The following is a 12825-nucleotide window of genomic DNA, read 5'->3' on the forward strand; positions in this document are numbered from 1 at the left end:
TCCCCTGTTCAGGCCTCCGGCGCGCTGGCGGCCCGCAGGCCCTTGTAGTCGTCGGAGGATGCGGCGTAGGCGGCGAGAATACCGGCGATGGCGGGGGAATTGTGGATCATTCCGGCCAGCGCCTTCTCTACCGCTTCGTCCAGAGGTACCCATTCCACGGGCATGTCGATCTCTTCGTGATGCCGGACGTAGGTGTTCTCTTCGTCAGGAATCCTTTCCAGACCTCTGGCCAGGAAGACCCGGATGCGCTCGTCGCTCATGCCGGGCGAGGTGTAGAGATCGACCAGCGTGTGCCAGTGCGCGGCCCGGTATCCGGCCTCCTCGGCCAGCTCACGGGCCGCGCACTCGACCAGCGGCTCGCCGGGGACATCGCGGATGCCCGCCGGGAGCTCCCACAGAAGTTTCTGTACGGGATGGCGGTACTGCCGCAGCAGCAGCACCCGCCCCCGGTCGTCGATCGCGGCCACCGCCACCGAACCGGGATGCCGCACGTAGTCGCGATCGGCGGTCACTCCCCCGGGCATCACGACCGTGTCGGTCACGGCCGTGATGATCCGGGCGGAGAAGCGCTCACGCGACCCGGTGACCTCCCACTTCTCACCGACGTCGGCGACGATCACTTGGACTTCACCGCCTTGGCGCGGCCTTCGCCGTGCGCGATCGAGGCCGCGATCAGGCCCCGGAACAGCGGATGCGCCCTGGTCGGACGCGAGCGGAACTCGGGGTGCGCCTGCGTACCGATGAAGAAGGGATGCTGGTCTGCGGCCAGCTCGGCGTACTCGACCAGCCGGCCGTCGGGCGAGACGCCCGAGAAGGTCACGCCGACCTTCTCCAGCCGCTCGCGGTAGGCGTTGTTGACCTCGTAGCGGTGGCGGTGCCGCTCGTCGGCCTTGGCCTTGCCGTAGAGCTGGCGGGCCAGCGAGCCCTCGGTGAGCTTGGCGGTGTAGATGCCCAGCCGCATGGTGCCGCCCATGTCGCGCTCACCGGCCACGACGTCTTCCTGATCGGCCATCGTCGAGATGACCGGATGCTTGACGTCGGGGTCGAACTCGGCGCTGTTGGCCCCTTCGATGCCGGCCAGGTTGCGGGCCGCCTCGATGACCATGCCCTGCATGCCCAGGCAGATGCCGAGCAGGGGGATCTTGTTCTCCCGGGCGTGCCGGATCGCGCCGATCTTGCCTTCGATCCCCCGCACACCGAAGCCACCGGGGATGAGCACCCCGTCGACGCCGTCGAGCTCCCGGGCCGCTCCCTCCTGGGTCTGGCAGTCGTCGCTGGTCACCCAGCGGATGTTGACGCGGGCGTCGTTGGCGAACCCGCCGGCGCGCAGGGCCTCGGTGACCGACAGGTAGGCGTCGGGCAGGTCGACGTACTTGCCGACCAGCGCGATGGTGGCCTCCTTGGACGGCTTGTGGACCCGCTTGAGAAGTTCATCCCATTCGGTCCACTCGACGTCGCGGAACGGCAGCCCCAGGCGGCGCACGACGTAGGCGTCGAGGCCCTCGGAGTGCAGCACCTTCGGGATGTCGTAGATCGACGGCGCGTCGATGGCGGAGACGACGGCGTCCTCGTCGACGTCGCACATCAGGCTGATCTTGCGCTTGAGGGAGTTGGTGATCGGCCGGTCCGACCGGCAGACGATCGCATCGGGCTGGATGCCGATGCTGCGCAGCGCGGCGACGGAGTGCTGGGTCGGCTTCGTCTTCAGCTCGCCGCTGGGCCCGATGTAGGGCAGCAGCGAGACGTGCAGGAAGAAGACGTTGTCGCGGCCCACCTCGTGACGGACCTGGCGGACCGCCTCCAGGAAGGGCAGCGACTCGATGTCGCCGACGGTGCCGCCGACCTCGGTGATGACGACGTCGACGTCGGGGGCCGCCATGCCCCGGATGCGATCTTTGATCTCGTTGGTGATGTGCGGGATGACCTGCACGGTGTCACCGAGATACTCGCCGCGCCGCTCTTTGGCGATGACGTTGGAGTAGATCTGGCCGGTTGTGACGTTCGCCGAACCGTGCAACTCGGTGTCGAGGAAACGTTCATAATGACCGACGTCGAGGTCGGTCTCAGCGCCGTCATCGGTGACGAAGACCTCACCGTGCTGGAACGGATTCATCGTTCCGGGGTCGACGTTGAGGTAGGGATCGAGTTTCTGCATTGTCACACGGAGCCCGCGGAGCTTGAGCAGCCGGCCGAGACTAGAGGCCGTGAGGCCCTTGCCGAGGCTGGAGGCGACGCCGCCGGTGACGAACAGGTGTTTGGTGCTAACGGCGTTTCGCAAGGAGTCTCCCGTGGTCCGAAAAAGTGTCGGCCATGTCCACGGGCTTCGAGCTTATCAAAGCCTGGTGTCCCCAAGGCACCCACGTGCGGTAACCCGCCATAGATGGCGGTTTCACAAGAAGGTAACTTGATCCGTTATGTCGATGCGGCAACGGTTGCTGGGCCGTCTGATCCACCGGGTGTGGGCCTACATCCGCGAGGCCGGGGCCATCAGCCCCCACTCCCCAGCTGGCTATCGGTTCCGCAGACTGGGCGACGGCGTGTGCATCGCGTTCCCGGTGGGAGCCATCTTCGGCGAGCAGTGGATCGAGATCGGCGACCACACCCTGATCGGCGAACGGGTGTCGATCTCGGCCGGAATGTGGCCCGGCTTGGACCTGGGTCCCTCCTCGCTCGTACGGATCGGCGGATCCTGCTCGATCGGCCGCGGCAGCCACATCGTCGGCCACCAGTCGATCGACATCGGTGACCACGTCTTCACCGGCCCGTACGTCTACATCACCGACCAGAACCACGTCTACGACGACCCCGCGACCCCGGTCGGCCGCCAGTGGCCGCGTAACAATCCGGTCAGCATCGGCGAGGGCTCGTGGCTCGGCACCGGGGCGATCATCCTGCCCGGGACGCGCATCGGCCGGCAGTGCGTCGTCGCAGGTGGGGCGGTGGTCCGCGGCGAGTTCCCCGATCACTGCGTGATCGCCGGAGTGCCCGCGAAGATCGTGCGGCGGTACTCCCCCGAGGAGGGCTGGGTGGCGCCGGAAGTCCGGTTGATGCGGATCGCAGGAAGTTCCGGGGATATTTCGTAATAGTGGGTCGTTGTCCCCTCGAACCTCGAAGGGAGGGTGATCCGCTGTGTTCGCGACACTGACCGGGTTAGGGCTGTCGACGGCGGCCGGTCTGAACGCGTACATCCCGCTGATGGTCGTCGGCGTCCTCGCCAACGTGACCGACGCCGTGAAGCTGCCCGCCGAATACGCGTGGCTGTCGAACGGCTGGGTGCTCGGCATCATCGGGGTGCTGCTGCTGGCCGAGTTCGTCCTCGACAAGGTGCCCGTCGTCGACCACGTCAACGACATCATCCAGACGGCGATCCGCCCGGCGGCGGGCGGCGTGGTCTTCAGCGCGACCTCGGCCGCCTCACACCTCGACAACTCGACGTGGATGACGGAACACCCGGCCGTGGGCTGGGTCCTGGGGATCGTGACGGCGCTGATCGTCCACCTGGTGAAGTCGAGCGCCCGCCCCGTGGTGAACGCCACGACGGCCGGAGTCGGCGCCCCGGTGGTGAGCACGGTGGAGGACGCCGGGTCGCTCAGCCTCAGCCTGGTGGCCGTGTTCCTGCCCGTGCTGGTGCTGGTCTTCCTGGCGGGGATGATCGCCATCGGCTGGGTGGCGATACGCAGGGTCAGACGACTAAGACACACCAGACGTGCCACGAGGGCCGCAGGAGCGCGCTGAGGACGCCTCACAGCCCTCCGGGGGTATCGGGGGGCAGCGGAGTGGCGGCGAGATGGGCGAGCGGCGCCATGAAGCTCTCGTGGTCGACGCCCTTCAACCACCCGCACGACGAAGGCAGGCCTGCTCATCACGGCGCTCAGAGGGGAGCGCCGCCGAAGCCGATCTCGTTGCCGTCCGGGTCGCGGTAGGTGATCTTGCGCACGCCGTTCGAGTAGGTCTCCCGTTGCGCCGGCTCCAGCCCCCGTTCGGTGATTCCCGTCACCACCGTGTCGAGATCGCTCACGAAGATCGTGTGAATGGCGTGCCCGGCGCGCTCGGGCAGCAGCTCGATGTACACGTGCCGATGCTCCGCGAGCTCCCACACTGCCTCCACGTCGTTCGGGAAGAACGCGGGCGCGGATCCCAGCAGCCGCTCGTACCAATCCAGCGCCGCGGCGAGGTCGGTCACCGGGATCCCCGCGAACAGGTCGACGGTCACCCGACGCCGGCCGTCTTCATGTCGCGCACCTCGCGCTTCAGCTCCCTGATCTCGTCGCGCAGCCGGGCCGCGACCTCGAACTGCAGGTCGGCCGCCGCCGCGTGCATCTGCTCGGTGAGCGTCTCGACCAGCGACTCCAGCTGCGCACGGGGCATGTCGCCCACGATCGCCTTGGCGTGCTGGCCCGCCCCACGCGACTTCAGGCCCGGCACGGGGGCCTTGCCGCGCGACTGCTGACGCCCGCCGCCGCCCAGGAGCTCGGCCGTGTCGGCGTCTTCACGGTTGAGCGAGTCGAGGATGTCGGCGATCTTCTTGCGGAGCGGCTGCGGGTCGATGCCGGCCGCCTCGTTGTAGGCGATCTGCTTGGCCCGGCGCCGGTTCGTCTCGTCGATCGCCCGCTCCATGCTGGGGGTGATCTTGTCGGCATACATGTGGACCTGGCCAGAGACGTTACGGGCCGCACGCCCGATGGTCTGGATCAGCGACGTCTCCGACCGCAGGAAGCCCTCCTTGTCGGCGTCGAGGATGGCCACCAGGGACACCTCGGGCAGGTCGAGACCCTCACGGAGGAGGTTGATGCCGACCAGGACGTCGTATTCGCCCACGCGCAGCTCGCGCAGCAGCTCGATGCGCCGCAGCGTGTCGACCTCGCTGTGCAGGTAGCGGACCCGGATGCCGTTCTCCAGCAGGTAGTCGGTCAGGTCTTCGGACATCTTCTTGGTCAGCGTGGTGACCAGGACCCGCTCATCGCGGTCGGCGCGGGCGCGGATCTCCTCCATCAGGTCGTCGATCTGGCCCTTCGTCGGCTTGATCACGACCTCGGGGTCGATCAGGCCGGTCGGGCGGATGACCAGCTCGACGAACTCGCCCTTGGCCCGGCCCATCTCGTAGGGGCCCGGGGTGGCCGACAGGTAGACCGTCTGGTCGATGCGGCCGAGGAACTCCTCCCACTTCAGCGGGCGGTTGTCCATCGCCGACGGCAGGCGGAAGCCGTGGTCGACCAGGGTGCGCTTGCGGGAGGCGTCGCCTTCGTACATCGCGCCGATCTGCGGGACGGTCTGGTGGGACTCGTCGAGGACCAGCAGGAAGTCTTCGGGGAAGTAGTCGAGCAGGGTGAAGGGGGCGGTGCCGGCCTCGCGGCCGTCGATGTGGCGGGAGTAGTTCTCGATGCCGGAGCACGAGCCGATCTGGCGCATCATCTCGATGTCGTAGGTCGTGCGCATGCGCAGGCGCTGGGCCTCCAGCAGCTTGTTCTGGCCCTCCAGCTCGGCCAGCCGCCCGGACAGCTCGGCCTCGATGCCGTTGATCGCGCGCTCCATGCGCTCCGGACCGGCCACGTAGTGGGAGGCCGGGAAGATGTAGAGCTCCTGGTCTTCGGTGATGACCTCGCCCGTGAGCGGGTGGAGCGTGGCGAGCTTCTCGACCTCGTCGCCGAACATCTCGATGCGGACGGCGAGCTCCTCGTACTGAGGAATGATCTCGATCGTGTCGCCGCGCACCCGGAACGTGCCCCGGGTGAAGGCAAGATCGTTGCGCGCGTATTGCATGTCGACCAGGCGTCGGAGCAGGCGGTCGCGCTCGATCTCCTGGCCGACCTTCAGGCGGAGCATGCGATCGACGTATTCCTGCGGGGTGCCCAGGCCGTAGATGCACGACACCGAGGCGACCACGATCGTGTCGCGGCGGGTCAGCAGCGAGTTGGTCGCCGAGTGGCGCAGCCGCTCGACCTCCTCGTTGATCGAGGAGTCCTTCTCGATGTAGGTGTCGCTCTGCGGGACGTAGGCCTCGGGCTGGTAGTAGTCGTAGTAGCTGACGAAGTATTCGACCGCGTTGTTGGGCAGCATCTCGCGCAGCTCGTTGGCGAACTGGGCCGCGAGCGTCTTGTTGGGCTGCATCACCAGGGCGGGTCGCTGGAGCTTCTCCACCAGCCAGGCCACGGTCGCCGTCTTACCGGTTCCGGTCGCGCCCAGGACGACGGTGTCCTTCTCCCCCGCGCCCACCCGCCGCTCCAACTCGGCGATCGCCGACGGTTGGTCACCGGACGGCGACATCTCTGTGACGACCTGGAAGGGCGCCACCTTGCGCTGCAAATCTGTTAGCGGCCTCACGCCTCCATAACCTACGCGCCCCCACCGACAATTCCGGGGTCACCCGTTTGCAAGTACACGGCAAGTCAGCCCCGTTAGGTTACAAACGCACCAGGTTGGGGAACCCGGCGGCCTGCACCGGCCGTTGAAGCGATCAACCGTCACACATCAGTAGGAGCCTCCTAAAATGGTCTTCCGCAAGCTCATGGCCGCCTTCGGGGCCGGCGTCGAGGTCGACACCGTCCTCGCCACCTCCACCGTCCGCCCTGGCGAAACCCTCTCCGGCCAGGTCAACTTCGTGGGTGGCGGCAGCGACTACAACGTCGAGGGCATCTTCATCGACTTCACCGCCGTCGTCGAGGTCGAGAGCGGCGACAACGAGTACAACGCCAACTACAGCTTCCTGCGCCAGCAGGTCGCCGGCCCGTTCCACCTGACCGCCGGCGCCCGCCACTCCGCGCCGTTCCAGATCCCGGTCCCGTTCGAGACCCCGATCAGCGCCATCGGCGGCCACCCGCTGCGCGGTATGAAGCTCGGCGTGAAGACCGAACTGTCCCTGGCCGGCGCCCTCGACAAGGGTGACCTCGACCCGCTGTTCGTCACCCCGCTGCCGATCCAGGAACACCTGATCATGGCGCTCGACCGCCAGGGCTTCCGGTTCAGCAAGGCCGACCTGGAGCGCGGCACCCTCCAGGGCTCGCGCATGCCGTTCTACCAGGAGATCGAGTACTACGCCGGTCCCCAGTGGAGCCGCCACTTCAACGCCCTCGAGCTGACCTTCATCACCAACCCCCACGCGATCGACGTCATCCTGGAGGCCGACAAGCGCGGCGGCTTCATGAGCTCGGGCCACGACACCTACAACCGCTTCACGGTCCCCCTCAACGGCGACTTGGGCGCGGCCGAGCAGGCCCTCAACGCCGGCCTCCACCAGATGGCCCAGCGTCGCGGCTGGTTCTAACCTCTGAGATTTCTTCGGTACGGCTTCCGCCCACGCGGAAGCCGTTTCGTTTTACCGCCCCAGGACGAGCACCCCGAACCCCACGCAGCAGACCGCCAGCCCGAACCCGGTCGCCACGAACCTGCCCACCGGCACCCGCAGCCCGAACCGGCGGCACTGCTCGAACCACAGCAGGGTGGCCAGCGACCCCCAGGGCGTCACGATCGTCCCGGCGTTGGTGCCGATGAGCAGCGCGAGAATGACCGAGGTGTCCCCCGGCGGCAGCCCCTGCTCGACCGCGACATACGCGGGCAGGTTGTTGACCACGTTCCCCAGCCCGCCCCCGACGGCCGCCACGACGAACGGATCGCCGCCCTCGAGCCCGTCGAGCACTCCTTGCGCCTCCAGCGCCCCCACGACCAGGAACAGCCCGGTCACGAACACCAGCAGCCCCCACGGAATGAGCGCGAACGACAGCCGCGCCCGATCCCGCCACCCGAACACCCCGACCGCGACCACCGCCGCCACCACGGCGGCCACCTCGATCGGCACCCCGGCCAGCACCGCGAGCGCGAACGCCAGACAGGCGGCAGAAAGCACCCGGAACACGACGGGATCCCCGATCTCCACCTTCTCCGGCAGCGTGTACGTCTCCGGATGCCGCCGCCAGTAGAAGATCCACAGGAACGCCGCCGTGAACGCCAGAATCACGAGCTGCGGCAGCCACATCCGGGCCGCGAACTCCAGCGGCGGCAGGTCCAGCCGGTCGGCGGCCAGCAGGTTGGTGAGGTTGGAGACCGGGAGCAGCAGGCTGGCGGTGTTGGCGAGCCAGACGGTGGTCATCGCGAGCGGCAGCCCGGGGATGCCGGCCCGCGCCGCCATGGCCAGCAGGACCGGGGTGAGCAGGACGGCGGTCGTGTCGAGGTTCAGGAAGATCGTGGAAACCGCCGCGAACGCGAAGCAGACCGCGAAGAGAGCCGGGTAGCGCCCCTTGCCGGCACGGGCCAGCGCGGCCGCCACGACATCGAAGACCCGGGCCTCCTTGGCCAGCTCGGCCAGCACGATGACAGCGCACAGGAACACCAGCAGCGGCGCGATCCGCCGAAGGCTGCCCTCGCCGGCCTCCCAGGGAAGCACCCCGGTGGCCAGACAGCCGAGCCCGGCCAGCAGCAGCCCACCCCGAACCCAGTCAAGCACCCGCAACCGCTTCAGCACCGAACCCCAACCCGATCGCCCCGACCCCTGAGCCCCACCGATCGTGACCGCCCCGGCCCAAGATTGTGCCCGACCAGGAAACGGCGCCGGGTCCGGGGGCCATATCCACCTGGCACCATCTCTCGGAGCCCGAACCAACACGGTCGGCTGCGTGGTCGGTCAACTCTCGAACGTGCTCCGAGTCGGATCCCCATTGGTTGTGCTGCCGCTTGCCCACGGCAGCATCCGTGAATCCCAGCTGTGGCGGCCGGCCGGAGTCGCGGGACGGGCACATGCTCAGGGCGGCCGATGCCAGACCGAGAGAGGCTCACCACGTCCTCAGGGCGCGCTGATGCCGGACCGCACGGCTCACTACGTCGGACCACACAGGCCGCGTCAGCTGGACGTCAGCCGCGCCCACACCTCGTCGATCTGGCGATCGAGGTCTTCGACCGTGCCGTTGTTGTCGATCACGGTGTCCGCGATCGACAGCCGCTCCTCACGCGTCGCCTGTGCGGCGATGCGGGCCCGTGCGTCGGCCTCGGACATGCCCCGGCTCTCGGCCAGCCGCCGGATCCGGATCTCGTCATCCGTGTCGACGACGATCACCTGGTCGAAGGTCGGCGCCAGCTTGTTCTCGGCCAGCAGCGGCACGTCGTAGACGACCACCCCGCCAGGCGGGACGTCGTCCAGAAGCTCCTGGACGCGCACTCCCACCTTCGGATGGACGATCCCGTTGAGGACCGTGAGTTTCGCCGCGTCGGAGAAGACGATCGAGCCGAGTTTCTCCCGGTCGAGGGAGCCGTCAGGGCGCAGGACCTCCGCCCCGAACGCCGCCACGATCTCGGCCAGGCCCTCGGTGCCCGGTTCCACGACCTCGCGGGCGATCTTGTCGGCGTCGATGACGACCGCGCCGCGTTCGCCCAGGCGCCTGCTGACTTCGCTCTTGCCCGACCCGATGCCGCCGGTGAGCCCGATTTTCACGACCCGATCGTACTGACCCGTCGCATGTGCACCATCGTCAGGTGGTCTTGGACGCGCTCGCGACGGGTCTCGCCGTAGCCGAGGCGCTTGTAGAGGCGCAGGTTGGCGTTCGAGAGATGGCCGGTGAACAGGTCGAAGGCGCGGACGTCCGGGTATTCCTGGGCCACCTGCTCGTGGAGGGCCTCCAGGAGGGCGGTGCCGATGCCCTCGCCCTGGCGGTCGGGGGCCACGACGAGGCGGCCGACGACGCAGGTGCGTCCGTTGGTCGTGCCCGGCGTCAGGTCGGCGACCAGGCCGCGGACGGCGCCGACGATACGGCGGTCGTCGACGGCCTTCAGCAGGACGGCGCTCTCGATGGCCTTGCGGAGTTGCTCCAGAGACTCGATCAGCGGGGCGATGAAGGGGTCACCGTAGAGCTGGGCCTCGCTGACGTAGGCACCGCGCTGCAGGGTGAGGATCTCCCCGGCGTCGGAGCGTTCGGCGCGCTCGATCGTGACCATCGCGCCACACTACCGGTCCCGACGCCTTTACAAAGTAGATCACTAACTCGGAACAAAAAGCCCCGCCCACCGGAGTGGACGGGGCGATTTATGAGCTGTTAGCTCTGGCCACCCGCGAGCTTCTCGCGGAGCGCGGCCAGCGCCTCGTCGGAGGCGAGAGCGCCGCCCGTCGACTGGGTGGTGGTCTGCGTCTCACCGGTGTACGAAGACGGCGCGGCCTCGTTGGCCTCGGCGTCTTCGGCGCGGGCCTGCTCGACCTGCTTCTTGTGAGCCTCGAAGCGGGTCTGAGCCTCGGCGTACTGCCGCTCCCACTCCTCGCGCTGCTTGTCGAAGCCGTCGAGCCACTCGCCGGTCTCGGCGTCGAAGCCCTCGGGGTAGATGTAGTTCCCCTGGTCGTCGTACGTCGCGGCCATGCCGTAGAGCGTGGGGTCGAACTCGACGTCGACGCCGGCGTTCTCGTTCGCCTGCTTCAGCGAGAGAGAGATGCGGCGACGGTCGAGGTCGATGTCGATGATCTTCACGAAGATCTCGTCGCCGACCTGAACGACCTGCTCGGGGATCTCCACGTGACGCTCGGCCAGTTCGGAGATGTGGACCAGGCCCTCGATGCCTTCCTCGACCCGGACGAACGCACCGAACGGCACCAGCTTGGTGACCCGGCCGGGAACGACCTGGCCGATCTGGTGGGTGCGGGCGAACTGCTGCCACGGGTCTTCCTGAGTCGCCTTCAGCGACAGGGAGACGCGCTCGCGCTCCATGTCGACGTCGAGCACCTCGACCGTGACCTCCTGGCCGACCTCGACGACCTCAGAGGGGTGGTCGATGTGCTTCCAGGAAAGCTCCGAGACGTGGACCAGACCGTCGACGCCGCCAAGGTCGACGAAGGCGCCGAAGTTGACGATCGAGGACACGACGCCCTTGCGGACCTGGCCCTTCTGGAGGGTGTTGAGGAAGGTCTGGCGGACCTCAGACTGGGTCTGCTCCAGCCAGGCACGGCGCGAAAGAACCACGTTGTTGCGGTTCTTGTCGAGCTCTATGATCTTGGCTTCGAGTTCACGGCCGACGTAGGGCTGCAAGTCTCGCACGCGGCGCATTTCGACCAAGGACGCCGGGAGGAAGCCACGCAGGCCGATGTCGAGGATGAGTCCACCCTTGACAACTTCGATGACCGTACCCGTGACAATGCCGTCTTCGTCCTTGATCTTCTCGATCGTGCCCCAGGCGCGCTCGTACTGCGCGCGCTTCTTGGAGAGGATCAGACGGCCTTCCTTGTCCTCCTTCTGGAGAACCAGGGCCTCGACGTGCTCGCCGACTTGAACGACCTCAGCGGGGTCGACGTCGTGCTTGATCGAAAGCTCTCGCGAGGGGATGACACCCTCGGTTTTGTAGCCGATGTCGAGCAAGACCTCGTCTCGATCGACCTTGACGACGGTGCCTTCGACGATGTCACCATCGTTGAAGTACTTGATGGTCTCGTCGATCGCGGCGAGGAAGGCCTCCTCGGAACCGATGTCGTTGACCGCTACCTGCGGGGTGTTCGAGGTGGCCTCAGTGCTGCTCGTCATGTGTGGAATTGCTCCGAACCGGACAGATGTCGTTGTGTCGAGGCGCAGCAGGCCTGCTTCGTTCAACCGGGGATCAGGATTGAGCGAGCGCGAGCCCGCTCCCTTCGAGGCGCGCGCGAGCCCACAGCGCAGCGATCAGCATATGAGACCAGGCGAGCGGGGTCAATCCGAAGGCTCGGTGCGCAGCTTAATAGTAGATAACCTTTTTGCCACGCTTTGACGCAACATTGGCTCGAAGTTGACGAGGGGCGGAGAGACTCTCTGGATCTCCGTCGGCCGTGTAGCGCTCGCCCGGGTGGTCGTCGAGCCATTTGAGCCAGTAGGTCGAGCACCACCTGCGGCAGTCGCCGGCCAGCCCGTTGGCCTGGATCCGCTGGATTTCACGGGGGTCGTACCCCTTCGCGAACGGCGACTTCGACGGCTCGGCCCCGGCCAGGAACACGCCCTCGTACTTGTATTTGGTCCCGTCCCAGGACCCGCCGCGCCCCAAGGAGCCCTTCCTCGGACGTGACCCGAATGGGAGGGCGAAAGTGGAGAAATCCGCGACACCGAGTTTCTTCAGCAGCCGCTCGCCCCGGACGATCTGCTCGCTGACCTTCTTGTTGGACAGGCGCCGCAGATCAGGATGCGCCCACGTGTGGTTCGCCACCTCGAACCCATGTTCCAATAACCACCGGACCCCTGCCTTCTGCGCGTCTTCACCCTTCAGCCCGAAGGGCTCGCGGTTGACATAGAAGGTGGCGACCGGCCGGAAGGACGGGAACTTCTTCGCGACGTCGAAGATCACCGCCACGGCGGTGTCCTTCATCGGGTGCCCGTCGGCGTCCAGCGCGAAGTGGCTGGGGTTGCCGTCGTCGAAGGTGAGCACGACCGGATGGGCCCCGGCGGCGACGTCCATCTTCCCTTCGACGAACTCGGCGGCGGTCACCGGCACGTATCCGGCCCGCGCCAGCCGCTCCAGCTCCACCCGTAACTGCTTGGGCGTGCGGTCGATCGACGCGCTGCGATCCCACCGGATGCGGTGATACATGAGCACCGGCACGAGCCCGAGCTCGTTGGCGCCGGCCGCACGGGCCGACTCTTCGGTCGCCTGTACGGGGGCCGGCAGCGCGAACCCGGGTAACGCGGGCTTGGCCGGGGGCGGCGGCGCCTGCTCCACCTTCTTCTGTGCCTCGGCGTGGGGCGCCGGGGTGCGAGGAGAGGACGCCGGGCCGTGCATGAGCGAGAGCACGATCAACCCAAGGGTGACCACCACGACATTGGCCACACCGGTGATCGACACAACCTTCCGCACAGTCACCCGACCTTAGTCGTGATCACGTTCCAAATCGATGCGAAAGCT

12 protein-coding genes are annotated in these 12825 nt (G+C 67.4%); 3 read left to right on the forward strand and 9 right to left on the reverse strand.

The genetic code is table 11. The features are described from left to right. Positions 1 to 8: 8 nt before the first annotated feature. The gene (locus tag AW272_RS07205; RefSeq protein ID WP_439649136.1) at positions 9 to 620 is read right to left on the reverse strand and encodes an NUDIX domain-containing protein; all 612 of its coding nucleotides are present in this window, start codon (positions 618 to 620) and stop codon (positions 9 to 11) included. Next, positions 617 to 2278: a CTP synthase gene (gene pyrG, locus AW272_RS07210; protein ID WP_066362000.1), complete on the reverse strand. Its 1662-nt coding sequence runs from the start codon at positions 2276 to 2278 to the stop codon at positions 617 to 619. The genes AW272_RS07205 and pyrG overlap by 4 nt, the downstream gene beginning before the upstream one ends. Before the next feature lie 136 nt (positions 2279 to 2414). Here pyrG and AW272_RS07215 point away from each other — a divergent pair, with 136 nt between their 5' ends. Both AW272_RS07215 and AW272_RS07220 read left to right on the forward strand, forming a co-directional pair. Continuing rightward, positions 2415 to 3083 (forward strand): acyltransferase, encoded by a 669-nt coding sequence (locus AW272_RS07215; RefSeq protein WP_066362002.1) that lies wholly within the window; start codon positions 2415 to 2417, stop codon positions 3081 to 3083. A gap of 46 nt (positions 3084 to 3129) precedes the next feature. Beyond that, positions 3130 to 3735, forward strand: coding sequence for a DUF4126 domain-containing protein (locus AW272_RS07220; protein ID WP_066362003.1), 606 nt, complete (start codon positions 3130 to 3132; stop codon positions 3733 to 3735). Positions 3736 to 3871: 136 nt separating this feature from the next. Here the strand turns inward: AW272_RS07220 and AW272_RS07225 are convergent, their stop codons facing one another. Together AW272_RS07225 and uvrB are read right to left on the reverse strand one after the other, a co-directional pair. Then, entirely contained in the window at positions 3872 to 4213 is a 342-nt protein-coding gene (locus AW272_RS07225) for a VOC family protein (protein ID WP_066362006.1), read from the reverse strand. Further along, a complete protein-coding gene (gene uvrB / locus AW272_RS07230; protein ID WP_066362008.1) occupies positions 4210 to 6321 on the reverse strand; it encodes an excinuclease ABC subunit UvrB in 2112 nt (703 codons plus the stop codon). The genes AW272_RS07225 and uvrB overlap by 4 nt, the downstream gene beginning before the upstream one ends. A 166-nt stretch (positions 6322 to 6487) precedes the next feature. Here uvrB and AW272_RS07235 point away from each other — a divergent pair, with 166 nt between their 5' ends. Continuing rightward, positions 6488 to 7261, forward strand: coding sequence for a sporulation protein (locus AW272_RS07235; RefSeq protein ID WP_066362009.1), 774 nt, complete (start codon positions 6488 to 6490; stop codon positions 7259 to 7261). Between the two features lie 51 nt (positions 7262 to 7312). Here the strand turns inward: AW272_RS07235 and AW272_RS07240 are convergent, their stop codons facing one another. From AW272_RS07240 to AW272_RS07260, 5 genes are all read right to left on the reverse strand, one after another. Then, complete coding sequence (locus AW272_RS07240) at positions 7313 to 8437, reverse strand: ArsB/NhaD family transporter (RefSeq protein WP_245657232.1); 1125 nt, start codon at positions 8435 to 8437, stop codon at positions 7313 to 7315. A 393-nt stretch (positions 8438 to 8830) separates the two neighbouring features. Beyond that, on the reverse strand, positions 8831 to 9412 hold the full coding sequence (gene coaE, locus AW272_RS07245) for a dephospho-CoA kinase (protein WP_066362575.1): 582 nt from the start codon (positions 9410 to 9412) through the stop codon (positions 8831 to 8833). A 2-nt stretch (positions 9413 to 9414) separates the two neighbouring features. Beyond that, the gene (locus AW272_RS07250) at positions 9415 to 9918 is read right to left on the reverse strand and encodes a GNAT family N-acetyltransferase (protein WP_066362011.1); all 504 of its coding nucleotides are present in this window, start codon (positions 9916 to 9918) and stop codon (positions 9415 to 9417) included. 98 nt (positions 9919 to 10016) lie between these two features. Beyond that, complete coding sequence (gene rpsA / locus AW272_RS07255; protein WP_066362012.1) at positions 10017 to 11483, reverse strand: 30S ribosomal protein S1; 1467 nt, start codon at positions 11481 to 11483, stop codon at positions 10017 to 10019. A gap of 187 nt (positions 11484 to 11670) precedes the next feature. Continuing rightward, entirely contained in the window at positions 11671 to 12777 is a 1107-nt protein-coding gene (locus AW272_RS07260; RefSeq protein WP_245657235.1) for a polysaccharide deacetylase family protein, read from the reverse strand. Between the last annotated feature and the right edge of the window lie 48 nt (positions 12778 to 12825).

This window comes from Herbidospora mongoliensis (genome assembly GCF_001570545.1).
In the GTDB taxonomy this organism is placed as follows: Bacteria; Actinomycetota; Actinomycetes; order Streptosporangiales; family Streptosporangiaceae; genus Herbidospora; species Herbidospora mongoliensis.

What these genes read in the sequence shown, in the direction of transcription:
- AW272_RS07215 (WP_066362002.1), top strand. Translation starts at nt 2,415, where the DNA reads ATGTCGATGCGGCAACGGTTGCTGGGCCGTCTGATCCACCGGGTGTGG.
- AW272_RS07235 (WP_066362009.1), top strand. Translation starts at nt 6,488, where the DNA reads ATGGTCTTCCGCAAGCTCATGGCCGCCTTCGGGGCCGGCGTCGAGGTC.
- AW272_RS07250 (WP_066362011.1), bottom strand. Translation starts at nt 9,918, where the DNA reads ATGGTCACGATCGAGCGCGCCGAACGCTCCGACGCCGGGGAGATCCTC.
- rpsA (WP_066362012.1), bottom strand. Translation starts at nt 11,483, where the DNA reads ATGACGAGCAGCACTGAGGCCACCTCGAACACCCCGCAGGTAGCGGTC.